Genomic DNA, 21,552 nt, shown 5'->3' with positions numbered 1-21,552 from the left:
AGGAGGGACTTGTTTCTCCCGGATTGCCCGGGTTGCCCCGATCGGGATGTCCCGCAACAGCGCAGGTAGTGTCTTTGTCGATATAGGCTATCAAAAATTATCGCTACGCACGATGGCTGCCGGGCGTTAAGCCCCCGCTCTACAGATTTGAGGGCAAGCTGTCGCAAGTGCAGCGCCCGGATCAGGAGAGGACAAATGACCCAAACTTACTCGCGCAATGCGCGCTTCATGTTGCTCGCCGGCGCGGCCTTGGCCGCATTCGCGGCCCCCGCTGTGACTATCGCGCAGGAAACGGAGGCTGCCGACGGGGCTGCATCCCTGCCGACCGAGATCGTCGTGACCGCGCGTGGCCGGGAGCAACGTTTGCAGGACGTGCCGGTGGCTGTTTCGGTCGTGTCCGGCGCCGAACTGGAGCGGGCCGATCTGCGCAGCTTGCAGGACGTCACTGCGCGGCTGCCGAACGTCAAGATCAACAACGGCACCAATACTGATGTGCTGGTGGTGCGCGGCGTCGGCTCGGGTGCCAATGTCGGGTTCGAGCAGGCGGTCGGGACATTCGTTGACGGCGTCTATCGCGGCCGTTCGCGGGCCACCCGCGCGGCGCTGTTCGATCTTGACCGGGTCGAGGTCCTGCGCGGTCCGCAGACGACCTTCTTCGGACACAATGCCGTGGCCGGTGCGCTCAACATCATCACCCGCAAGCCCGGCAATGAATTCGCCGCCAACGGCAGTGCGCTCTATGAACTGGAGCATGGGGAGTACTCGTTCGAGGCAGGTGTGACAGTGCCGCTGGCCGACACCCTGTCGGTCCGGGCTGCGGGCCGACTTTCCGGCATGGACGGTTTTGTCGAGAACGTCACCCTTGGCCGGGACGGGCCGCGGATGCGCGATGCCATCGGCCGGGTTTCCGTGCGGTTCGAGCCGACCAGCAACTTCACCAGCGACCTCAGGGTGGACATGGCGCGACTGCGCTCGCGTGATGCCTTTCCGGGCGAAATCGTCGGCTGTCCGCCGCCGGCTGTTTATGGCGGTGTTGGCCTTGCCTGCGGCCAGCTGCTCGGCAGCGCCACCCCGGAATCGCGCTTCGACTACACCGCTTCGGGCCGCGAAACCTACTTCAACTACGATTATACCGAGGCCGCCTGGACCAACACGCTGGAGCTGGGTTCAACCACGCTCACCTCCATCACGGCCTATTTCGAGCATGACAACGATGCCAAGATCCAGCTGATCCCGACGCCCAACGTCGGCTTCGGCGGCAGCGGCATCCTGCCCACCCGCAACCTCGAGGAATTCGAACAGTTCAGCCAGGAAATCCGCCTGCAGTCGGACACCGGCAACACGATCGACTGGATGGTTGGCGGCTACTATGCCCACGGCAAGCTGGAGGCCCGCAACCGCACCGGTTTCCACTTCGTGCCGTTCGTGCTGATCGTGCCGGGCCTTACCACCCCGCTGGCGCCCAATACCCCGGTGGGCGGACGGCCGACCATGTCTCAGCGCGATGATGTCTATTCCGCCTTCGGCTCGATCACCTGGCGGGCGACAGAAGCGCTGCGGCTCAACCTCGCGGCGCGCTATTCCAAGGTCGACAAGCGGGCCAACCGCACCATGACCTGGGGGATAATCGATGGTGAACTGGGCGGCCCTGATGGCGAGGCGTTCACGCCGTTCCCGCAGGCTGACCAGCTGGCGATTGGCGCCAACCGCGGCGTGTCGATGACCGACTATCCGATCACCAACCGCACCGATGACAAGTTCATGCCCTCGGTCGGGATCGAATACGACCTTACCGGCGACATCATGGCCTATGCCACCTACAGCTACGGCTTCAAGGCTGGCGGATATGATGCCAGCGCTCAGGGCGGCATCTATGGTCCGGAGACGGTCAACGCCTACGAGCTGGGACTGAAGGGATCGATGGCCGGGGGTCTGGGGACGTTCAGCCTCGCTCTGTTCCGGTCGGACTATTCGGACCTTCAGGAAACCACCATTGTCTTCAACGGCGTTGGGGAAGCCCAGCGGATTACGGCTGTCACCGCCAACGCGGCCGGTGCGCGGGTTCAGGGCATTGAACTGAGCGGGTCGATCCAGGCTGCCGACTGGCTGCGGATCAATGCCGACCTGGGTTATCTTGATGCCACGTACACCGATTTCCCCAATGCCTCGTGCACCATCCTGGGGACGGCCCAGAACCCGAACTGCGTGCAGGACATGTCCGGCAAGCGGCGCGGCTATGCGCCGGAATGGACCGGGACGCTCAGTGCAAACGTCAATGTGCCGCTTGGCGACACGCTGCAACTGCGGATCGACCCCAGCCTGTTCTTCTCTTCGAAGTACTTCATGTCGGCCACGGCGGATCCGCTGCTCAGCCAGGACGGCTTTGCCAAGGTCGACCTGCGCGTGGGTGTGGGCCCGGACAACCGGAGCTGGGAGCTGGCGGTAATTGCCCGCAACCTGACGGATAAGGCCACGTCCAGCTTCATCGCGCCGCTGCCGACGTCGAATGGTGCAACGATTGTCTATCCGGATCGTCCGCGGTCGATTGCTCTGGCCGCGTCGTTCAAGTTCTGACGATGCGCGCCTTGTCAGGCCCGCTGCTCCTGCTGGCTGCTGCCGGATTTCCGGTGGCGGCCGGCGCCACGCCGGGTGAACCGCAGCAGGACTGGCAACAGGTCGCCCGCTGCGGCGGCTTTCTCGAGGCACCGACCCGTCTTCCTTCGGGCGATCTGGCGGTCAGCGATCCCCTGAATGGCCGGTTGCTGCGGATCGATCCGCACGGGCAGTGCCATGAGCTGCTTCGCAGTGACGACCTGCCCAATGGGCAGGCGATCGATGCAGACGGAAACCTGATCGTGGCTCGGCGCGGCGGCCTGATGCGGGTTGATCCGGTGACCGGCACGATAACGCCGCTGGTCGAGCAGTTCGAAGGCGAACCGCTCGACATCGCCAATGATCTGTCGGTCGACCGGCATGGCGGCATCTACTTCACCGTGCCTGGCCGCTCCAACCTGCTCAGGCCGGACGGGCGGGTGTTCTACCTGCCGGCCGGTTCACGCGAGCCGGATCTGGTTGCCGGCGGGCTTGCCTTTCCCAACGGAGTCGCGGTTGCGCCCGATGGCAATAGCATCCGGGTGGCCGAATTTGCCGCCAAGCGCATCCTGTGGATCCCGACACGCCACTCGACACTGAAATTCAACGTGCCGCACGTGTTTGCCCATACAGTGGGCGGGGTGGGGCCGGATGGGCTGGCGTTTGATGCAGACGGCGTTCTGTATGCCGCCAACATCGAAGCCGGGACTGTGTCCCGCTGGACCCCTGCAGGTGCGCCGCTGCCGGACCTCAAGTTGCCGCCCGAAGCGGGCCTGCTGGTCACCAATGTTCTGGTGGAAGACGGGTGGCTTTATGTCACCGAGGCGGCGCAAGGCGTGGTCTGGCGAGTCAGGCTCGACTGAGGGACTGCCTCACTCGACCCCGAACCGGTCAGCCATGTCTTTCGCGTGGAAGCCGTGGCTGAAGCTGTCCGGATCAAACGGCAGCATCGTCTCGTTCCAGCTAGTCCAGCGTGCCTTCAGGTCGGCGAATAGACTTGGCTGACGGGCTTTGAGGTTGCCCCGTTCGAGCGGGTCCTGCACCACATCGAACAGGAACTCGTTGCCATTGATCCGCAGGTATTTGTGATCACCGAAGCGGCAGCTCGCCTGGTCGAGGTGGCGATAGCGCCAGAACAACGGGCGGACGGGCATGGAACTGCCGAGCAACACTGGAAGCACGTCCACTCCGTCCGATTGTCGTTCAGGAGCGGGCGCTGATCCCGCCAGTCCCAAGAATGTCGGCAGCCAGTCCATGGACATGACGGGCACCGCGCTTTCGGAGCCAGCGGTGATGCGGCCGGGCCAGCGTACGATCAACGGCACCCGCACCCCACCTTCCAGCAGCTCGGTCTTGCGGCCGGAGAATGGCCAGTTGTCGGAAAAACGCTCGCCGCCGTTGTCGCTGGTGAAGACCACGATGGTATCGTCGGCCAGCCCCAGCTGCTGCAGGGCGGCGAGCACTTCGCCGACTTTCTCGTCCAGCCGCCGCATGATCGCGGCGTAAGTCGCCATGGTGCCGCCGTCATAATGGAAGATCGCGGCGGGCTCGCCTGTGGCGGCGAGGCGGGCAGATTCGGCCTGGTCGTTCGGCCCCTCCCACGGCCAGTGCGGCGCGGTGAAGTGCAGGCTCATGAAGAACGGGCGACTGTCCGCCGCATGGCGGCCGAGCTGCTCAATCGCTTCGCGCGCGAGGATATCGGTCAGATAGCCATGCTCGCCGGCAGTGGTTTCATTGTCCCACAGATCGTGGCCCCGGCCGGAGGCATGGGTGAAATAGTCCGCCCCGCCACCCTGGATGCCGAAGAAGTGCTCATAACCACTGAGGCGCGGCCCGAACTTCGGCGCGGCGCCCAGATGCCATTTGCCGATCAGCGAGGTGGCATAGCCCGCCTTGCGCAGCTGGGAGGGCAGGGTCGGCTCGTCCGGCGGCAGGCCCATGTCGCGGAAGGCGAGCGGTTCTTCGAGGCCTACCGGAAGGCGATACTGGTACCGCCCGGTCATCAGGGCAGTGCGGGTGGCCGAACAGACCGGGCTATTGGCATAGCCGGAGGTCAACCGCATCCCCTGCGCCGCCAGTGCGTCGATCGCGGGCGTTTCGTAATTGCGGCGCCCATAGCACGACAGGTCGGCATACCCCATGTCGTCGGCGAGGATGAACAGCACATTGGGCCGCTTGACCGGCGTCCGCGCCAGGGCGGGGGCTGCGAGGCTGGCCGCCGAGGCCGCCAGCATGGTGCGCCGGTCAAGCGTGAAGGTCATGTGAGCATACCTCAGTTGTTGAGCACGAAGTCGGTCACCATGCGGTTGAACTCGGCCGCATGCTCGATCATCGCCCAGTGGCCGCAGCGGTTCATCACGACGAGCCGCGAATTGGGGATGTGGGCGCACAGGATCAGCGAATGCTCGTAGGGCACGACGCGGTCGTCACGCCCGTGGATCAGCAGCGCAGGGATTTGCATCTGCATCAGCTTTTCCATCGATGCCCAATGGTTGATCGGGCCGCCCTTGGCGAGCATGCCGAGAAAGTTCTCAAGGTGATCGGGCCGCGCCATGGCCGCATCCGAACGGGCCTTGCACAATTCGGGCGTGGCGAAGGTCTTGTCGAACACCATGATGTTGACCAGCGCCATCATCGCTTCCGGTGTGGGGGTGCGGTAGGCCTGCTGGAGATACTTGAGGCCTTCGGTCGGGCCATCGCCTGCGCTGAACAGCTTCGGCATCGGGCTGGAGCCGGAACCCATGGTGATGACATGGCTGACGCGGTCCGGATGTTCGACGGCGACAGACAGCGTCACGATCCCGCCCATCGAATTGCCGACCAGCGCCGCCTTCTCAATACCAAGCGCGTCCATGAATTCGATGGTGGCGCCGGTATGATCGAGCGTCTCCTTGGTGCAGGCCTGCGAGTCCCCCCAACCCGGCATATCGAGCGCATAGACATGGAAATGCTGCGCCAGAGCCTCGATGTTGCCCGAGAAATTGCTCCATCCGGTTGCGCCCGGGCCCGAGCCGTGGATCAGGATCAACGGGTGGCCTTCGCCTGCTTCGTAATAGCGCAGCTTCCAGTTCCTGGTCTGGATGTCGCGGCTGGCCTGTTCCTTGGTGATCGCCATGTGGTTTTCCTTCCTTGAATAATTCGGGCCTAGTCCATCCACAGGCCGCCATTGACGTCGATGATCTCGCCGGTGACGAAGGCGGCTTCGGGTGTGCACAGCCAGGCGACTGCGCTGGCCACTTCGTCCGGCTGGCCCATGCGCCCGGCCGGGATCTGCCGGACCAGTGCCTCGGGAAAACTGGTGGTCATGGGGCTGGCAATCGGCCCGGGCGCGACCGCGTTGACGGTAATGCCGTGGGCGGCCAGCTCCTTCGCCAGATAGAGCGTCAGAGCGTGGACCCCGGCCTTGGCCGTGCCATAGGCGGCGTTGCCGGCCCGCTCCTGCTCGCCCGGGTCAATCCATGGGCGCGGATTGCCGCCGTTCTTGGCCAGCACCGAACCGATGTTGACGATCCGGCCTGAACTCTGTGCCCGCATCGGGGCGATCACCGCCTGATTGGCGAGGAATACACCGCGCAGGTTGATCGCGTGGACCCGGTCCCATTCCTCCGGCGTGATGCTTTCGAACGAACCGAGCGAGGTGACGCCGGCGGCCGTGACCAGGCAGTCGATCCGCCCGAAATCGGCCAGCGTACGCGCGATGACCTCGCGCACTTGCGTTATGTCGGCGAGGTCAGCGGCATAAGTGCGGCAATCCCCTTCGACCGGGCCAGGTTCGGCCATGTCAGCCAGCGCCATGCGAGCTCCGCCTGCGGCCATGCGCCGGGCCACGGCCTGACCGATCATCCCGCCACCGCCGGTAATCAGGGCGACCAGACCGTCGAGGCCGAAGCGTGTCACGCAGCCAGACCTGCGGCGTGCAGCGCCGCCTGTCGCCCGAACACCGCGCCCCGCAGGACCGAGGTCGAGCCGGTATAGGTGCGGTAGTAGATGCCCATGGTCTCGCCTGCCGCGTAAAGACCGGGGATGGGGTGGCCGTCATGGTCTATGACCCGCGCGTGCCGGTCGGCCTTCAGTCCGCCGAAGGTGAACACGTTGGCGGATATGACCGGCCAGGCGCGATAGGGTGCCGTGTCAATCGGACGTGCCCAGTTGGACTTGGGCGGGGTGAGGCCGCTGGTAGCAAGGCCATCAGCCTTGAGCGGGTCAAACGTGCCCGCGCCGCACGCCGCGTTGTAGGCGGCAATGGTCTGCGTCAGCGCATCGGCAGGCACGGCAATGGCTTCGGCCAGTTCCGCGATGCTGCCGGCGGTGACCGGCGGCTGGTCGGTGCGGCTGCCCTTCTGCCAGTTGGGTACGTCGTCCAGCCGGGCATCGGTCACCAGCCAGGCGAGGCCGTCACGCTGTTCGTAGATCCGGCGCGTGACGCTTTCATAGTGGGCATCGACGGTGCCGGGTGCTTCGTCGGTGAAGCGCTGCCCCGCCTTGTTGACCAGAATGCCATAGGGGAAGGTGAAGATCGCCGGCTCGGCAATGCCTGAGCGCGGGTCGACCGGCTCGGCATGATAGCTGCCGAAATCGCCATTGGGCGCCGCGCCGATATCCAGCGCCATGCGGATGCCTTCACCCTTGTTGTAGTGCCCGCCGCGCGCCACCGGGCGCAGATTGATCGCGCCCGGACCGACATAGCGTGACAGCATCTCGGCATTGCCCTCGAACCCGCCGCAGGCAAGGATCACGGCGTCGCAGGCGATTGTCCCGGCGGAGGTGACCAGACCGGTGACCGTCCCGTCATTTGTGGCGAGCGACCGGGCGGTGGTGGCGAAGCGGAAGTTTGCCCCCGCGGCCTTGCACGCCTCTGTCAGGGTCTCGACCATGGCCAGGCCGCCACCCACGGGCAGCAGCCGGGTGGTGGTGGTGGTGATGAACGCGGTCGGCAGGAAATCGAACTTGAGGCCCGCCTGCTCCAGCCAGCGCAGGGTCGGCCCGGCCTGTTCGGCAAAGGCTCCGAGCAGGTCCGGATCGACGGTCGACTGGCTGCGCGCCAGCGGTGACCAGTCGTCCGGATCGCGGACCATTTCCTGCACGATTGACGGGTCGGTATAGCCGCCGGCGTTGTCCATGAAGTGATCGACAAAATCGTCGGCCACTTCATCCATCGATTTCATCCGCAGGTAGGCTTCGGTGTAGCGGGTGTTGCCGCCATGCTCGCCCTCTGTGGCGCGCTCGACCACGGTGACCTGGGCCCCCGCTTCGGCGGCACTCAGCGCGGCGCTCAAACCGGCGATCCCGCTTCCGACAACGACGATATGCATCAGCTTGCCTGCCTGCCTGTTTTCGAATTGCGTTTCGAGCCGGTCCCAGTGCTCCTTGGCGACGGCAGACTGGCGTTCCTCGAAGCTCGCCAGCCGGTCGTGAACCGCCTCAAGCGAACCAGTCGCCTTGAGTGAGCCAAGCACTTCCGCAGAAGCGCGGACGGCAGCTTGCAAGGCGGCGTTGGCATAGAGCACCACGCCGAAGCCCATGTCGGCCAGCTCCGCCTGCGGCAGGGCCGGGGTCTTGCCGCCGTGGACGATGTTGGCGACCTGCGGCACGCCGAGCGCGGCAATCCGGCGCATCTGGTCTGCATCGCGCGGGGCTTCGACGAAAGTCATGTCGGCCCCGGCTTCGATGAAAGCCACGGCCCGTTCGAGCGCAGCATCGATACCGTCTACCGCCAGCGCATCGGTGCGGGCGATGATCAGCGTGTCGCGGGTGCGGGCATCGGCGGCGGCCCGGATCTTGGGCAGCATGTCGTGGAGCGGCACCACGCTCTTGCCGTTGAAATGCCCGCAGCGCTTGGGAAACTCCTGATCCTCCAACTGGATCGCGGACGCACCGGCGCGCTCCAGCACTTTCATCGTCCGCCAGGTGTTGACCGCGTTGCCGAACCCGGTGTCGGCATCGACGATCAGCGGCAGGGCCACGGCATCGGCGATGCGGGACACGGTCTGGGCAATGTCATCGAGCGAGGTAAGGCCGATGTCCGGCGCGCCGAGCGCCATGTTGGCGATGCCGGCGCCGGTCACATAGACGCATTCGAACCCCAGATCCTCGATCACCCGGGCGAACAGCGCATTGGCTGCGCCGGGTGCGAGGACGGCCTGGCGTCGGGAGACGATGTCACGCAGGCTCATCGGTCAGCCCTGCGCTGCCTCGGCGCAGAACGCCTCGGTGGTGGTGACTGTGCCGACGGCAGGGGCGATGTTGGTGATGAAGTGGTCGTGCAGTGCGGGGTTGGGCGCGGCGCAGATGTCCTCGATCACCACCGGGGCAAAGCCGGCGTCGTCGGCAAAGCGGGCCGAGCTTTCGACGACCAGGTGCGTCGCCACCCCGCCAAGGTAGAGCCGCTTGATCCCGTTCTGCATCAGCCAGGTCATCAGGCCGGTGTTGAAGAACGGGTTGACGCACTGCTTGGTGATGATGAGTTCGTCATCGGCAGGAGCGACAGTCGGATGGAATTCGGTGCCGAATTCACCGACAATCGCCGCCCGGTTGCTCTTCAGCCCGCCGATGCGTGCCGCAACGCTGAGGCAGTCGGCGTAATCCGGCCGGAAGCCCAGCCGCACATGAACCACCGGCATGCCCGCCGCCCGTGCCGCATCGAGGCACTTGCGCGCATTGGTCAGCACGCCGCGATCCTCCACGATCTTTGCGAGGCCGTGCGCGCCGACTTTGCCGGCCGGGTCGACCATTTCATTCTGCAGGTCGAGCAGCAGGAGGGCGGATTTCATGCGTGATTACTCCGGATTGGGCCCGCATCGGGGCGTAGGGGGATCAGTATCGGAAAGAGAGTGAGGCGCCGTAGGTCGCGGGCATTCCGGCGAAGCGCGCGGAGACGTCCGAAATCTTGTAGGCGTTGGTCCAGTAGTACTGGTTGGTGACGTTGCGGCCCCACAGGGTGACCTTCCAGCGCTCGTCTTCGCTTTCGATCCCGGCACGAAGGTCGAGCAGGGTATAGCCATCGATGGCCAGGATCGGATTTTCGCCCAGCGCCCCGTTGGCATCGCTGCGGCCGCTGGCGTTGGCGCCGACGAAGCCGTTGAGGCTGGCGCTGAGCGGGAAGGCGTAGTCCGCCGCCACGGTCCACTGCCATTTGGGCGTGTTGGGGAAGGCCTCGCCCTTGAAGTTGCGCACCACGCCGAACGGGTCGAAGTTGGTGAAAGTGCCGATTTTACTGTCGACATAGGTCACCCCGGCGTTGAGCGTCAGCCCTTCGGTGGGGCGCACCACGGCCTGCAGTTCCGCGCCGGTGACCTTGGATTTGGGGATATTCACCAGCAGGTTGAGCGGGCCGAAGATGTCGGGTGTCAGGATCACGCTGCCCAGCGTCTGCTTGTCGCGATAATCGTAGTGGAACACCGCGCCGTTGAGCTGGACCATCCGGTCGGCCAGGCTCAGCTTGAAGCCGGCTTCATAGGCGGTCAGCTTTTCCTGCGTGACCGGGCTGTACTGCGTGACCGACGAGGCCGGGATCAGCGGGAAGGCCCCGATCTTGTAGCCGCGGCTCACATTGGCATAAAGCAGCGTGTCATCGTTCGGCTCGAAATCCACGCCAAAGCGCCAGGAGAGGTTGTTCTCCGCCAGCCGTGCATTGGTGATGGTGGGCTGCAGGTTTGCGTCGAGCTGGGTGCAGGCCGGGTTCGGCCCGAGCGCGAACGGGTTGCCCTGGCTCAGGATGCCGAGGCCGATCGCAAGGCTGCCGTTGGCCGAGTTGCCGGTGCAGCCGGTGAACCGGTCGGAGGTGTCGGTGTAGCGCAGGCCGGCATGCACCGTGACGGTGTCCGAGACCGCGAGATCGAGGTTGGCGAAGGCGGCGTAGTTCTTGAACCGCTGCTCTGATGAAAGCGGGATCAGGTCCGGGATCGGCAAGTTGAAGAAGATCGCGAACGGCGCAAAGCCCGATGCGTCGGTGGCGCTCAGGACCTGCGTTTCCTGTACGGTGTTATTCTCGAAGTTCGCACCGACAATCCAGCGGCTGCCGTTGCCGAATTCGCCCGACAAACGCAGTTCCTGGAAGAAGGATTCGATTGCCCCGGTGGCCAGCGTATCGGCCAGCACCAGCGCCGTTCCGTCCGGATCGACCAGATCGCTCTGGCTGTAATCGGCATAGGAGGTGAGGGTGGTCAGCGTGATCGCATCGCTCAGCTCGTAATCCAGCCGTGCGGTCAGTTGCCACTGGCGATCATCGCGCCTGGGATTGGTACCGGCTGTCCAGTCACCGATGCGAGCATCGTCGTTGACGATTGGCTGCACCAGCGTCTGCGGGTTGACGAAGGGCGGGATCAGCGGGTTGATCTGGATCAGCTGCGCGCCCTGCACATCGGACTTGTCCCAGAAGGCATTGGCGCCAAGCTTGATGGTCAGCCGGTCGCCGGCTTCGATATCGACCAGCGCGCGCATCTGGGTGAAATTGCGCTTGCCGTTGCCATCGTTCGGGCGGGTTGCGCTGCGCTGCCATTCGCCGGAACCCTCATGGCGGGCGGCAAGGCGGACGCCCACGCCTTCGCTCAGCGGGGCGGAGATGAACCCGCCTAGTTCCCAGGCATTGAACCGGCCGTAACTGGCATCGAGCCCGGCCTCCAGCGTGTCGGACGGACGGGCAGCGACGTAGTTGACTGCGCCGCCGGTGGAGTTCGAGCCGAACAGCAGGCCCTGCGGGCCCTTGAGCACTTCGACCCGTTCGAGGTCGAACCCGGCCCCGCGCGACATGGCGGAAAACGGCAGCGGCGCTTCGTCCTGATAGACGGTGACGGTCGGGGTCGAGGCGATATCATAGTTGTAGAAGCCGACGCCGCGCAGCGAATAGACCGGCGTGCTGTAGGCTGACTGGGTAAAGGTGAAGCCGGGAACCAGCTTGCCGAGATCGTCCGCGCTGCGGATGCCTGCGGCGGCAAGTTCATCGCCCGAGGCCGCTGATATCGACATCGGCACGTCGTTGACCGACTCCGACCGCTTGGTCGCGGTTACGATGATCTCGTCATTCCATGCCTGGGCAGCAGTCTCTCCGCCATCGGTGGACTGGGCGGCCACGGTTGCGGGTACTGTGCAGATGGCAATCGCGAGGCACGATGGCATCGCGGCAAGGCGTAGCTTTATCATGGTCTGTTCCTCTCCCGACCGGGGGCGACAAGTGGAATCGCCCTGTGCCTGCTTGGCACTTGACGAACCGGTTAGAACATCGTCATCATTGAAGGAAGCGATATGTATTGATTGCTAGTATCGATAGGATAGATACCATGCCAGCCATTGCGAAGAATGTGATTGTCGTTGGCGCAGGAAACGCCGCTCTTTGTGCAGCTATCTCTGCGGCCGAGCATGGTGCCCGGGTCACAGTGCTGGAGCGGGCGCCGCACCTTGCCCGGGGCGGAAACTCGGCCTTTACCGGGGGCTGCTTCCGCACCGTATATGACGGGGAAGCGGACATCGCGCGGCTGGTGCCGGACCTGACCGAGGAAGAGCGGACCGGGAGCGACTTCGGTAGCTACGATGCCGAGACCTTCTTCCTCGATCTGTGCCGCCTCAGCGGCTACCGGGCCGACCCGGCGCTGATCGAACTGCTGGTGGCGGAGAGCCTGCCGACCATGCTGTGGATGCAGCAGCATGGGGTGCGGTTCCTCCCCGCCTATGGCCGCCAGTCGTTCAAGGTGGACGGGCGCAACGTGTTCTGGGGCGGCCTGACGATCGAGACCGCCGGTGGCGGGATGGGCCTGGTCGACGCCCTCTTCCGACGTGCCGAGGCACTGGGCGTGACCGTCCGCTACGACGCCAAGGTCGAGCGCCTGCTGGGCGACCGCCATTTGGTGCGCGGGGTGGTGGTCAACGGTGAGGAGCTTGGCGCCGATGCGGTCATCCTCGCCGCAGGAGGATACCATGCCAACACCGAGGCGCGGGTGAAGTATCTCGGCGCGGGCTGGGATCTCGCGAAAGTGCGCGGCTCACGCTACAACACCGGCAATGTCATCGAGGCTGCACTGGATATCGGGGCGCGGGCCCATGGCAACTGGTCCGGCTGCCACAGCGTGTTCTTCGATGCCGGCGCAGCGGACTTCGGCGACCTTGCCGTGCTCAACCAGCAGAAGAACTACTTTACCCTGGGGGTGGTGGTGAACACGGCGGGCGAGCGGTTTTTCGATGAAGGCTCCGATTTCCGCAACTACACCTACTCGAAAATGGGTGCCGCGATCCTGAAGCAACCGGGCGGGACCGGGTGGCAGATTTTCGATTCGCGCAGCATTGCGATCCTGCCCGATGAGTACCGCACCCCGCGCGCCGCCCGGTTCGAGGCACCGACGCTGGAGGCACTGGCCGACAAGCTGGAAGGGATCGACCGCAACGCGTTTCTGCGCACGGTCGCCGGTTTCAATGCAGCGATCGATGACAGCGTGCCCTTCAATCCGGCGGTGAAGGACGGACGCCGCACCCACGGGCTTGCGATCGACAAGAGCAACTGGGCGCGGGCGATCGCCGAGCCGCCATTTGTCGCCTATCAGGTCACTTGCGGGATCACGCTGACTTATGGCGGCCTCGCCATCGACGAGCAGGCGCGGGTGCAGAGCGAGGAGGGCGGGCCGATCAATGGCCTCTATGCAGCGGGCGAACTGGTCGGCGGGCTCTATTACGACCGCTATCCGGGCGGGGCCGGCCTGACCAGCGGTTCGGTGTTCGGCCGGATCGCCGGGCAGCAGGCCGCTGCCTGATCGGGCGGGCCTCGGTCAGGTGGCGCAGATGTCGATCAGGGTGTCGCGCAGCCATGACAGCGCGATATCCTTGGCCTGATCGGGCCGCCACAGTGCGGCGATTTCCAGCTCGGGCGTGGGCAGGGGCGGGGTGATCCACTTGAGGTTCCATTCCCCGGTCAGGGTCTGGGCCAGCCGCTTGGGCAGGATGGCGACAGCATCGCTCCCGGCCACGATCCGGGCAAAGATCAGGTAGTTGCCCATGGTCAGGCGCAGGTTGGCTTCCTTGCCCAGTTCGTCCCACAGCATCATCTCGTGGTTGAAGGCGATGCGGGGCATGGCCGAATAGCCGATATGGCGCAGGGCAAGGAAGGCATCCGGGTCCATCCCTTCCTGCAGGGCATCGTTGCCGGCTGCGCCGATGCAGACATAGCTATCCTGATACAGGATCGTCTTTTCCATGCCCGAGGTCCGCAGCGCGCTGGCGGGGAGCAGGAACATGTCGATATCCGGGCGCGCTGCCCGGTTGATGAACTGCGGACGCATGTCGACGAAATCGAACGAGATCTGCGGCGCTTCCGCCGCCGCCCGCTCCAGCAAGCGTGCGCCGAACAGGGCCGCAACATAGTCGGCCGTGGCGATCACCATGCGCCGCTCCACCGTGTCGACCTGGCCGAGCGATTTGGTCAATACCGTGCGCACGCCGTTGAGCAGCTTGGACACGTCAGGCATGATCTGCTCGGCCAGCGGCGTCGGCACCATCTCGCTGCCGGACCAGTTGAACAGCTCGTCGCCCAGGGCCAGCCGCAGCCGGTTCAGGGCCGCGCTGACGGTGGACTGGGCAAGATTGAGCGTCTTGGCTGCGTTGGAGACATTGCGGGTCGTCCAGATTGCTTCCATCGTGATCAGCAGGTTCACATCGAAGTCGCGCAGATGCATGACACCTCCTATCGTTATGAGCGATAGTTAGTATCCAAACATATCGTATAATGCAATAGAGGGGGTTGGACTAACACTTCTGCAAGCCACGAATCGGTGGCGTGTGGGAGTGGACAATGGCTGAATTGCAGAACCTTGCCTATGTCGTGGTCGCAGCCAGCGACCTGGCAGCATGGCGCACTTTCGGTGAAACAATCATTGGTGCCGGTGTGTGTGACGCCAGTGACGGCGCGCTGGGCCTGAGGCTGGACGGTCACCCGTGGCGCATGCTGGTGACCCGGGGTGACGACGATGACCTGACCCACGCCGGGTGGGACCTTGGCTCACCCGGACTGCTGGATGAATATGTTGCCCAGCTCCGCGCTCGCGGTGCCGACGTGCGCGAGGAGTCTGCGGCGCTGGCTGAGGCACGCTGTGTCGAGCGGCTGTTCAGCCTGGCCGACCCCAACGGGTATCGCCACGAGTTTTTCTGCGGCCGCACCGGCGTGACCGACGATGGCGGCGCGCTTTCCGGCGTTCTGCGGGGCGACGGGTTCGTGACCGGCGACCTGGGCATCGGCCACATCCTGCCGGTATCGAAAGACTATGCCGAAGGGGTGCGCTGGTACCAGGACGTGCTTGGTCTGCGCTACAGCGACCGCATCCGGCAGGAAATCGCCCCCGGTGTGTTTGCTGATGCGACCTTCTTCCACAGCGCCACCGGGCGGCACCATTCGCTGGCTACGGGCCAGTTCCCTTCGCCCAAGCGGCTCAACCACCTGATGCTCGAATACCGCGACATGAACGACGTCGGCCTGGCCTGTGACCGGGCGAAAAAGGCCGGTATTCCGATCGTGCTGGAGCTCGGCCACCATCCCAATGACCAGATGTTCAGCTTCTATATGCGCACGCCCTCAGGCTTCGGCATCGAGCTGGGCCATGGCGGGCTGGTAATCGATACCGAGAGCTGGGAGCCCAAGCTTTTCGACGTCATGTCGGACTGGGGCCACGCCCGCAACATGGCGATGGTCGACTGACATGGGCGCGCAGGCAGCCCTTCAGGACGCGCCGGCACCGGCCGCCAGTGCGGCTGCGGTCAAGGCGGACACCGCTGCCCTGTTCCGTCAGGGGATGCGGCGGCTGGCGGGTGCCTGCACCATCATCACCACCGTCGCTCCGGGGCAGGGGCGTGAAGGCTGGGCCGGGCTGACGGCAACAGCGGTCGTCTCCGTCACTGCCGAACCGGCCCGGCTGCTGGTGTGCATCAACCGCTCGACCTGGGCGCACGGGATCATCTCGCAGTCGCGGGTCCTTGGAGTCAACGTGCTGGGGCAGGATGCGTTGGCGCTGGCCAACCGGTTCGCCGGCGGGGTCCGCCCGGAAGAGAAGTTCGCCGAGGGCGCCTGGCTGACGGCGACATCAGGTGCACCGCTGCTGGGCACGGCGCTGGCCAGCTTCGACTGCCTCGTCAGCGAGAGCATCGAGGCCAGCACCCATGACATTTTCATCTGCGACGTTCTCGGCGTGCTGCTCCGCCAGCCCGGCGGCGACCCGCTGATCTATTTCGATGGCGCGTTCCTGGGCGAACCCAGTCCCGCCCCGTCTCACTGACAACCGAAGGGAGAAGACCATGGCTACAGTAGCTCTTCATCGCGAAAGCGTTGCAATCCCCACCAGCGAGGAACTTGTCGCCCGGGCCGCCGCGATGGTTCCGGGTCTGCGCGCGCGGGCGGACGAGATCGAGAAAGCCCGACAGGTTCCGCATGACGTTATCCAGATGTTCAAGGACGCCGGGTTCTTCCGCATCGTGCAGCCGAAGAAGTTCGGCGGCTGGGAAATGAACCCGGTGGTGTTCATGCGCGTCCTTGGCGAACTTGGCCGCGGCTGCTGCGCCAGTGCCTGGGTGATGATGATCCTGGGCGTCCACAACTGGGAGTTTGGCCTGATGGACGAACGCGCCGCGCAGGATGTGTGGGGCGAGGACGACGAGGCGATTATCGCTTCCTCCTATCCCCCGATGGGCGAACTGACCAAGGTCGAGGGCGGCTGGCGCCTCAAGGGCCGTTGGCCCACGTCGAGCGGCGGCGGGCACGGTGACTGGTGCTTCATCGGCGCGCTGGAAAAGAACGAGCAGGGCATGCCGATCGATCGCCACGCGCTGCTGGTCAAGCGCGAGGATTACGAGATCCTCGATGACTGGGACACCTTCGGCCTGTCCGGCACCGGCTCCAACAGCCTGATCATCCGCGACGCCTTCATCCCCGAGCATCGCGCCCATTCGATGATCGATTACCAGCTCGATGATCGCGGCACCAACTACCTGTTCCCGTTCGCGATGGTGTTCTATTCCTCGGTCTCGGCGGTGATCATCGGCTTCGCCCAGGGCGCGATCGACGTCTTCATCGAACAGATGTCGACCCGGGTCGACAACGGCAGCGGCGCAGCGACGCGTCTCAGCCCCTATGTGAAGGACCGGCTGGCCAATGCTGTTGCCAAGGTCCGTTCGTGCCGTGCACGGATGGAGCAGATGATGGCGCACTGCACCGCCATCGTCGAACGGCGCGAGTTGGTCACGGTCGATGATCGCATCCACTACATGCTCGACATGGCCCGCATCGGGCGCGAGTGCGAAGAGGCGGTGCTGACGATCTACAAGTGCACCGGTGCGCGCGGCCTGTACAAGGTCAACCCGATCCAGCGTTACCTGCGAGACACGCTGGCAGCTGCCAACCACATCACCCAGGATGCCGACAACAATGCCGGTGCTCTGGGCGGTTACCTGCTCAGCGGTGAGCTGCCGCCGATGCTCTACGAAAAGCCGAAGCAGGGCTGAACCTCGTGTCGATCCGCATCTGGCATCAAAGCTTCACGGTCCTCAGCGATCTCGCCGCCTATGACGAGGCGCTGAGGGCCCATTTCCGCCGCGTGTCGCGCGCCGATACGGTGATCGACATGCACGGAATGCGTGAAGGAACCTATCGCACCAACTACCCCGGTGACGATATCCGCCATGCCGGAATGCAATACCTGCACTCGCTCCAGTTCATGCAGGGCGCGGTCATGGCGGAGCGGCAGGGCTACGATGCCTTCGCTCTCAGCACTCTGCCTGAACCGGGCTTGCATGATATCCGCACGCTCGTTTCGATCCCGGTGGTGGGGTACGGCGAATGCGCGGCCCGGGCAGCCGTGGGCGACGGGCGCCGCTTTGGGGCGCTTGTCTTTATCCCCGAACTGGCCGAGCTGTACCGGGAAAATGTGCGCCGTCATGGGCTCGGCTGCCGGCTGGTCGGGGCGGGCGATGTGGGCTTTCGCTTTAACGATGTCCTGGCCGCGTTCGACCGACCGGAAGCCCTGATCGACCGTTTCCGCGCAGCGGCGCGAATGCTGATCGCCCAAGGGGCCGAAGCGATCGTGCCAGGCGAAGCGCCGCTCAACGTGCTCCTCGCCATGAACGGTGTGAACGAAGTCGACGGCGTCGAGATCGTCGACTCGCTTGGTGCCTGGGTGCGCGCGGCCGAGGCGGCGGTGCTGGCCCGCCGGGCTGGCGAGGACACGGCCGGTTGCGGTTATTTCGGGGCAACCGTCGATCCCGTCCGCCGCGATGAAGTTCTCGCCTTTTACGGACTGGACCCGCGCTGATGGCATCTCCGGTGGACATTGTGGTTGTCGGCGGTGGTGCAGCCGGCTGGTCGGCAGCACTTGCGGCCACTGAGGCCGGAGCGCGCGTTGCGCTCTACGAAAAACTTGGCGAGTCCGGCGGATCGTCCGCACTGAGCGGGGGCTGCCTCGCCTTTGCGGGCACTGACCTGCAGCGGGCGCAGGGCGTCACTGACAGCCCGGACCTGCTCTACCGCGATCTGGTGGAAGTCGGGCAGGGGGTCAATGACCCTGCCCTGGTGCGCACCTATTGTGATGCCCAGCTGGAGACCTGTGACTGGCTGCGGCAGGCAGGGGTGCGATTCAGCCCGGTGATCGAGACGGCCTCCGGCCAGTCAGTTCCGCGCGTCCACACGGTCGATCCGGCGGACATGGTCCGAACGCTGAAGGCGGCAGCGGAGCGCACCGGACTGATCGCATATCATCCGAACGAGGCGGTAGCCGCGCTCGAAACAGATCCCACCGGCCGGGTATGCGGAGCTCGCCTGGAGGGCGGCGCATCCGTTGCTGCCAGCAGGGGCGTAATCCTCGCCAGCGGCGGCTTTGCCAAGAACCACGACCTGCTGATGCACTACGCTCCTCAATATGCCGAGGCCGTGTTCGTGGCCGGGGCCGGTTCGCACGGTGACGGGCTGCGCATGGGGCTGGAGCAAGGTGCCGATGTGCGTGACATGGATTATGTCAAAGGCACTTTCGGCAAGCACCCCACCGACGAAACCAACGATCACAGTCTTCAGGCCGTCTACAAGGGCGCGATCGCGGTCAATCAGGACGGCCAGCGGTTCGTCAACGAGAGCATCTCCTACAAGCTGCTGGGCGATGCGGTCATGGCCCAGCCCTGGCACACCGCCTATCAGATCATGGATCAGGGCATTTTCGACACTGGCGATGACCGGGTCCGTATCCTCGATTTCGGGCGGCGGCTGGAAGAAGGCCTGTTCTACGTCGCCGACACGCTGGAGGAACTCGCCACCCAGATCGAGATCGATCCCGACGTGCTCGTGGCCACAGTTGAACGCTACAACGGCTATGTCGACGCCGGGCACGATCCTGAATTCGGGCGGAGCAACCTCGTCCACAAGCACGGGGCGCTGCGCCGGATCGAGACCGGGCCATTCTATGCCTACCCATCGACCGCGGTGGTGTTCGGGACCTATTGCGGTCTGCGGATCGACACTTCTGCGCAGGTGCTGCGGGCGGACGGTTCGGGCATTGACGGGCTCTATGCGGCAGGCGAGGTCACCGGCGGCTTCCACGGGGCGGCCTACATGACCGGCTCCGCGCTGGGCAAGGCGGTGGTGTTCGGGCGGATTGCCGGGGCCGAGGCAGCCGGGGCATGAAAATCGTGGTCCTCGTCGCCGGGGTGCACGATCCCAAGTGGCCGGTTACGCCGGATGCCGTGCTGGCAGGGGAATCGGACCACCGGATCATGAGCCCGTTTGACGAGGCGGCGCTGGAAATGGCCTTGCGGGTGCGCGATGCCCAACCTGCGACATCGATTGCAGTGCGGGTGGCAGGCGGCGAGGCTTCGGCCAAAATCGCACGCGCTGTTGCTGCCCTGCGGATCAGTGATCTGGCTGCGTTTTCGTGCCAGCACCCGTGGGATCAGGCCACCATGGCCCGCGCGCTTGCTCCGCTGTGCCAAGGCGCGGACATGGTCCTGATCGGGCGCGAATTCGGCGATTTCGATGACGGGCTGGTGCCTGCCATGCTCGCCGGGATAGTCTGCTGGCCGTTTTTCGGCCGCGCGCAAACCATCGATGCGGGCGCTGGAGTGCAATTGATGCGCGAAGCTGGCAGCCATGTCGAAAGCCTGACCCTTTCCGGCCCGCTGGTGGCCAGCGTCACCAATGATCGCCGCACGCGGCTACGCAAGCCGCTGATGAAGAACGTGATGGAGGCGCGGCAGGCCGAGATTGGAATGGTTCCGGCCAAGGTTCCACCAAGCCCCGGCCTGTCTCTGGACGGGCTCCTCCCGTGCGTGAACAGCCGTGCCGGAACCGATTGCGCCATGCTGGACGGTCCGCCCCATGTGCAGGCACAGGCGCTGGCAGACATCCTGTGGGAGGGGCGGGCGTGAGCCAGTGGCGCGTTCTTTCCGTCACCTGCGAGGGGACCAATCCCACGCCCATGCATGAGGACCACCGTCCGCTGCTGCTGGTCTTTCCCGCCGACGCGGACGGAGAAGCCCTGGCCGGAGCGTTCGCTGCTGCAAACGAGGCAGTGCTGCTCGGCCGGATCACGCAAATTGAGCGCGACGGACCGGACCTGGTGGTTTCGCGCAGCACGCATGGCGGCCGCCTGTCGCTCGATTTGCGGATTGCGCCGTGTCTGGCAGTGGCCACCGCCAATGATTTTGCCGTCGCAGATGGCTTCATCCCGCTCGGCACATCCTCGGCGCTGCCGATCGTGCGCGCTCCTCTTGAGGGAGAAAGCGCAAGCCTTGAAGGGGCGGCAGTCGTGATCGGCGGCGGACGCGGGCTGGACCCGGACAGTTTTGCGGCCCTTGAGCGGATTGCGAGCGCAGTGGGTGGCGCGGTTGCCGCCAGCCTTCCCGCCGTCGACCTCGGCCTCGCCCCGGTGGCGCGGCAGGTCGGCCAGTCAGGCAAGTTCGTCAATCCGGCGATCTACTTTGCTGCCGGCATGTCAGGCACGCCGCAGCACTTCGCGGGCGTCGGCGCGCGGGCGCGGATCGTGGCGGTCAACAGTGATGCCGAGGCGCCGATTTTCGGATTTGCCGAAGCCGGGGCGGTTGCCGATGCGCGCCAGCTGCTGCCGTTGGTCGCCGATGAACTCGAACGCAGAGCAGGGCTGACCGTGCAGCGGGAGCGGGCTCATCGATGACCCGGATTGGCGCCGATCAATTGCAGAATGGAACCCCGATGACTGACCCCCGGTACGATCATGCCGCAGCAATTCTTCGCGATGCCTATTCCGGCGGCGCGGTGGCGCCCTTGCGCGCCTGGCTGGAGCCGACCGATGCTGCTGCCGCCTATGCGGTGCAGGCGGTCAATACCCGCTTCTGGGAAGCGCAGGGCCGCCGGATCGTCGGCCGCAAGGCGGGGCTGACGGCAAAGGCGGTGCAGAAGCAGCTCGGCGTCGACCAGCCCGATTTCGGGGTGCTGTTCGATGATATGCGGGTGGCAGACGGCGGGCACCTCGATCCCGCGCGCTGCATCCAGGCCAAGGCCGAGGCGGAGATCGCCTTCGTGCTGGGGGCAGACCTTCCATCGGCAGTGTCCACCCCTGCCGAGGTCGCCGCTGCCATCGCCACCGTGCACGCCGCCATCGAGATCGTCGACAGCCGCATTGCCGACTGGAAGATCACTTTTGCGGACACTGTGGCCGACAACGGCTCCTCGGCCTTTTTCGTGCTGGCGGACCAGGGTTTGCCGCTCGCGGGCCTCGACCTTGAGGGCGCGGCGATGAGCATGACTGTCAATGGCACGGTCTCCTCGACCGGGATCGGAGCCGCCGCGCTTGGCAACCCGCTCAACGCGGCCGCCTGGCTGGCGCGGACGCTGGCCGAGGCGGGAGAGCCGCTCAAGGCGGGTGACATCCTGCTGGCAGGCGCGCTCGGGCCGATGGTCACGCTGAACGCGGGCGATCACGTCTGTGCCGAGGTCGCCGGGATCGGCGCCTGTTCCTTTACCTTTGCGGGAGCCTGATC

Annotated in this window: 18 protein-coding genes; 11 read left to right on the top strand and 7 right to left on the bottom strand. The window is 65.2% G+C overall.

The annotated features are described in order from the left end of the window. Positions 1 to 195: 195 nt before the first annotated feature. Together U4960_RS12840 and U4960_RS12835 are read left to right on the top strand one after the other, a co-directional pair. Positions 196 to 2,574, top strand: coding sequence for a TonB-dependent receptor (locus U4960_RS12840; RefSeq protein WP_324261025.1), 2,379 nt, complete (start codon positions 196 to 198; stop codon positions 2,572 to 2,574). Positions 2,575 to 2,576: 2 nt separating this feature from the next. Further along, positions 2,577 to 3,455: an SMP-30/gluconolactonase/LRE family protein gene (locus U4960_RS12835; RefSeq protein WP_324261024.1), complete on the top strand. Its 879-nt coding sequence runs from the start codon at positions 2,577 to 2,579 to the stop codon at positions 3,453 to 3,455. 9 nt (positions 3,456 to 3,464) lie between these two features. Here the strand turns inward: U4960_RS12835 and U4960_RS12830 are convergent, their stop codons facing one another. The 6 genes from U4960_RS12830 to U4960_RS12805 are packed head-to-tail and all read right to left on the bottom strand — an operon-like array spanning position 3,465 to position 11,730. Beyond that, positions 3,465 to 4,853, bottom strand: coding sequence for a sulfatase family protein (locus tag U4960_RS12830; protein WP_324261023.1), 1,389 nt, complete (start codon positions 4,851 to 4,853; stop codon positions 3,465 to 3,467). Positions 4,854 to 4,864: 11 nt separating this feature from the next. After that, positions 4,865 to 5,707, bottom strand: a complete 843-nt coding sequence (locus U4960_RS12825) for an alpha/beta fold hydrolase (RefSeq protein ID WP_324261022.1) — start codon at positions 5,705 to 5,707, stop codon at positions 4,865 to 4,867. A 29-nt stretch (positions 5,708 to 5,736) separates the two neighbouring features. Beyond that, complete coding sequence (locus U4960_RS12820) at positions 5,737 to 6,489, bottom strand: SDR family NAD(P)-dependent oxidoreductase (RefSeq protein WP_324261021.1); 753 nt, start codon at positions 6,487 to 6,489, stop codon at positions 5,737 to 5,739. After that, positions 6,486 to 8,765: an FAD-dependent oxidoreductase gene (locus tag U4960_RS12815; RefSeq protein WP_324261020.1), complete on the bottom strand. Its 2,280-nt coding sequence runs from the start codon at positions 8,763 to 8,765 to the stop codon at positions 6,486 to 6,488. The genes U4960_RS12820 and U4960_RS12815 overlap by 4 nt, the downstream gene beginning before the upstream one ends. 3 nt (positions 8,766 to 8,768) lie before the next feature. Then, a complete protein-coding gene (locus U4960_RS12810) occupies positions 8,769 to 9,362 on the bottom strand; it encodes an isochorismatase family cysteine hydrolase (protein WP_324261019.1) in 594 nt (197 codons plus the stop codon). A gap of 43 nt (positions 9,363 to 9,405) precedes the next feature. Beyond that, positions 9,406 to 11,730: a TonB-dependent receptor gene (locus U4960_RS12805; RefSeq protein WP_324261018.1), complete on the bottom strand. Its 2,325-nt coding sequence runs from the start codon at positions 11,728 to 11,730 to the stop codon at positions 9,406 to 9,408. Between the two features lie 137 nt (positions 11,731 to 11,867). On the opposite strand from U4960_RS12805, the gene tcuA reads away from it, so the two are divergent. Then, entirely contained in the window at positions 11,868 to 13,328 is a 1,461-nt protein-coding gene (tcuA, locus tag U4960_RS12800) for an FAD-dependent tricarballylate dehydrogenase TcuA (protein ID WP_324261017.1), read from the top strand. A gap of 15 nt (positions 13,329 to 13,343) precedes the next feature. On the opposite strand, the gene U4960_RS12795 is transcribed toward tcuA, so the two are convergent. Then, positions 13,344 to 14,246, bottom strand: a complete 903-nt coding sequence (locus U4960_RS12795) for a LysR family transcriptional regulator (RefSeq protein WP_324261016.1) — start codon at positions 14,244 to 14,246, stop codon at positions 13,344 to 13,346. A gap of 116 nt (positions 14,247 to 14,362) precedes the next feature. On the opposite strand from U4960_RS12795, the gene U4960_RS12790 reads away from it, so the two are divergent. The 8 genes from U4960_RS12790 to U4960_RS12755 are packed head-to-tail and all read left to right on the top strand — an operon-like array spanning position 14,363 to position 21,550. Further along, on the top strand, positions 14,363 to 15,262 hold the full coding sequence (locus U4960_RS12790; RefSeq protein ID WP_324261015.1) for a VOC family protein: 900 nt from the start codon (positions 14,363 to 14,365) through the stop codon (positions 15,260 to 15,262). Between the two features lies 1 nt (position 15,263). Continuing rightward, positions 15,264 to 15,836 (top strand): flavin reductase, encoded by a 573-nt coding sequence (locus U4960_RS12785; RefSeq protein WP_324261014.1) that lies wholly within the window; start codon positions 15,264 to 15,266, stop codon positions 15,834 to 15,836. Positions 15,837 to 15,855: 19 nt separating this feature from the next. Beyond that, positions 15,856 to 17,058, top strand: a complete 1,203-nt coding sequence (locus U4960_RS12780; protein ID WP_324261013.1) for an acyl-CoA dehydrogenase family protein — start codon at positions 15,856 to 15,858, stop codon at positions 17,056 to 17,058. Between the two features lie 5 nt (positions 17,059 to 17,063). Next, positions 17,064 to 17,864, top strand: a complete 801-nt coding sequence (locus U4960_RS12775; protein WP_324261012.1) for an aspartate/glutamate racemase family protein — start codon at positions 17,064 to 17,066, stop codon at positions 17,862 to 17,864. Then, a complete protein-coding gene (locus U4960_RS12770; protein WP_324261011.1) occupies positions 17,864 to 19,222 on the top strand; it encodes an FAD-dependent oxidoreductase in 1,359 nt (452 codons plus the stop codon). The genes U4960_RS12775 and U4960_RS12770 overlap by 1 nt, the downstream gene beginning before the upstream one ends. Next, positions 19,219 to 19,962, top strand: a complete 744-nt coding sequence (locus U4960_RS12765) for an electron transfer flavoprotein subunit beta/FixA family protein (protein ID WP_324261010.1) — start codon at positions 19,219 to 19,221, stop codon at positions 19,960 to 19,962. Before U4960_RS12770 ends, U4960_RS12765 begins: the two co-directional genes overlap by 4 nt. Continuing rightward, a complete protein-coding gene (locus U4960_RS12760; RefSeq protein ID WP_324261009.1) occupies positions 19,959 to 20,726 on the top strand; it encodes an FAD-binding protein in 768 nt (255 codons plus the stop codon). The genes U4960_RS12765 and U4960_RS12760 overlap by 4 nt, the downstream gene beginning before the upstream one ends. 38 nt (positions 20,727 to 20,764) lie before the next feature. Further along, entirely contained in the window at positions 20,765 to 21,550 is a 786-nt protein-coding gene (locus U4960_RS12755) for a 2-keto-4-pentenoate hydratase (protein ID WP_324261008.1), read from the top strand. The last annotated feature ends 2 nt before the right edge of the window (positions 21,551 to 21,552 follow it).

It is taken from the genome of Altererythrobacter sp. H2, from assembly GCF_035319885.1.
In the GTDB taxonomy this organism is placed as follows: domain Bacteria; phylum Pseudomonadota; class Alphaproteobacteria; order Sphingomonadales; family Sphingomonadaceae; genus 34-65-8.
Note: the sequence above shows the minus strand (reverse complement) of the source record. Positions and strands in the feature narration are given on the sequence as shown.

What these genes read in the sequence shown, in the direction of transcription:
- U4960_RS12840 (WP_324261025.1), top strand. Translation starts at nt 196, where the DNA reads ATGACCCAAACTTACTCGCGCAATGCGCGCTTCATGTTGCTCGCCGGC.
- U4960_RS12835 (WP_324261024.1), top strand. Translation starts at nt 2,577, where the DNA reads ATGCGCGCCTTGTCAGGCCCGCTGCTCCTGCTGGCTGCTGCCGGATTT.
- U4960_RS12830 (WP_324261023.1), bottom strand. Translation starts at nt 4,853, where the DNA reads ATGACCTTCACGCTTGACCGGCGCACCATGCTGGCGGCCTCGGCGGCC.
- U4960_RS12825 (WP_324261022.1), bottom strand. Translation starts at nt 5,707, where the DNA reads ATGGCGATCACCAAGGAACAGGCCAGCCGCGACATCCAGACCAGGAAC.
- U4960_RS12815 (WP_324261020.1), bottom strand. Translation starts at nt 8,765, where the DNA reads ATGAGCCTGCGTGACATCGTCTCCCGACGCCAGGCCGTCCTCGCACCC.
- U4960_RS12810 (WP_324261019.1), bottom strand. Translation starts at nt 9,362, where the DNA reads ATGAAATCCGCCCTCCTGCTGCTCGACCTGCAGAATGAAATGGTCGAC.
- U4960_RS12805 (WP_324261018.1), bottom strand. Translation starts at nt 11,730, where the DNA reads ATGATAAAGCTACGCCTTGCCGCGATGCCATCGTGCCTCGCGATTGCC.
- tcuA (WP_324261017.1), top strand. Translation starts at nt 11,868, where the DNA reads ATGCCAGCCATTGCGAAGAATGTGATTGTCGTTGGCGCAGGAAACGCC.
- U4960_RS12795 (WP_324261016.1), bottom strand. Translation starts at nt 14,246, where the DNA reads ATGCATCTGCGCGACTTCGATGTGAACCTGCTGATCACGATGGAAGCA.
- U4960_RS12790 (WP_324261015.1), top strand. Translation starts at nt 14,363, where the DNA reads ATGGCTGAATTGCAGAACCTTGCCTATGTCGTGGTCGCAGCCAGCGAC.
- U4960_RS12785 (WP_324261014.1), top strand. Translation starts at nt 15,264, where the DNA reads ATGGGCGCGCAGGCAGCCCTTCAGGACGCGCCGGCACCGGCCGCCAGT.
- U4960_RS12780 (WP_324261013.1), top strand. Translation starts at nt 15,856, where the DNA reads ATGGCTACAGTAGCTCTTCATCGCGAAAGCGTTGCAATCCCCACCAGC.
- U4960_RS12770 (WP_324261011.1), top strand. Translation starts at nt 17,864, where the DNA reads ATGGCATCTCCGGTGGACATTGTGGTTGTCGGCGGTGGTGCAGCCGGC.
- U4960_RS12765 (WP_324261010.1), top strand. Translation starts at nt 19,219, where the DNA reads ATGAAAATCGTGGTCCTCGTCGCCGGGGTGCACGATCCCAAGTGGCCG.
- U4960_RS12755 (WP_324261008.1), top strand. Translation starts at nt 20,765, where the DNA reads ATGACTGACCCCCGGTACGATCATGCCGCAGCAATTCTTCGCGATGCC.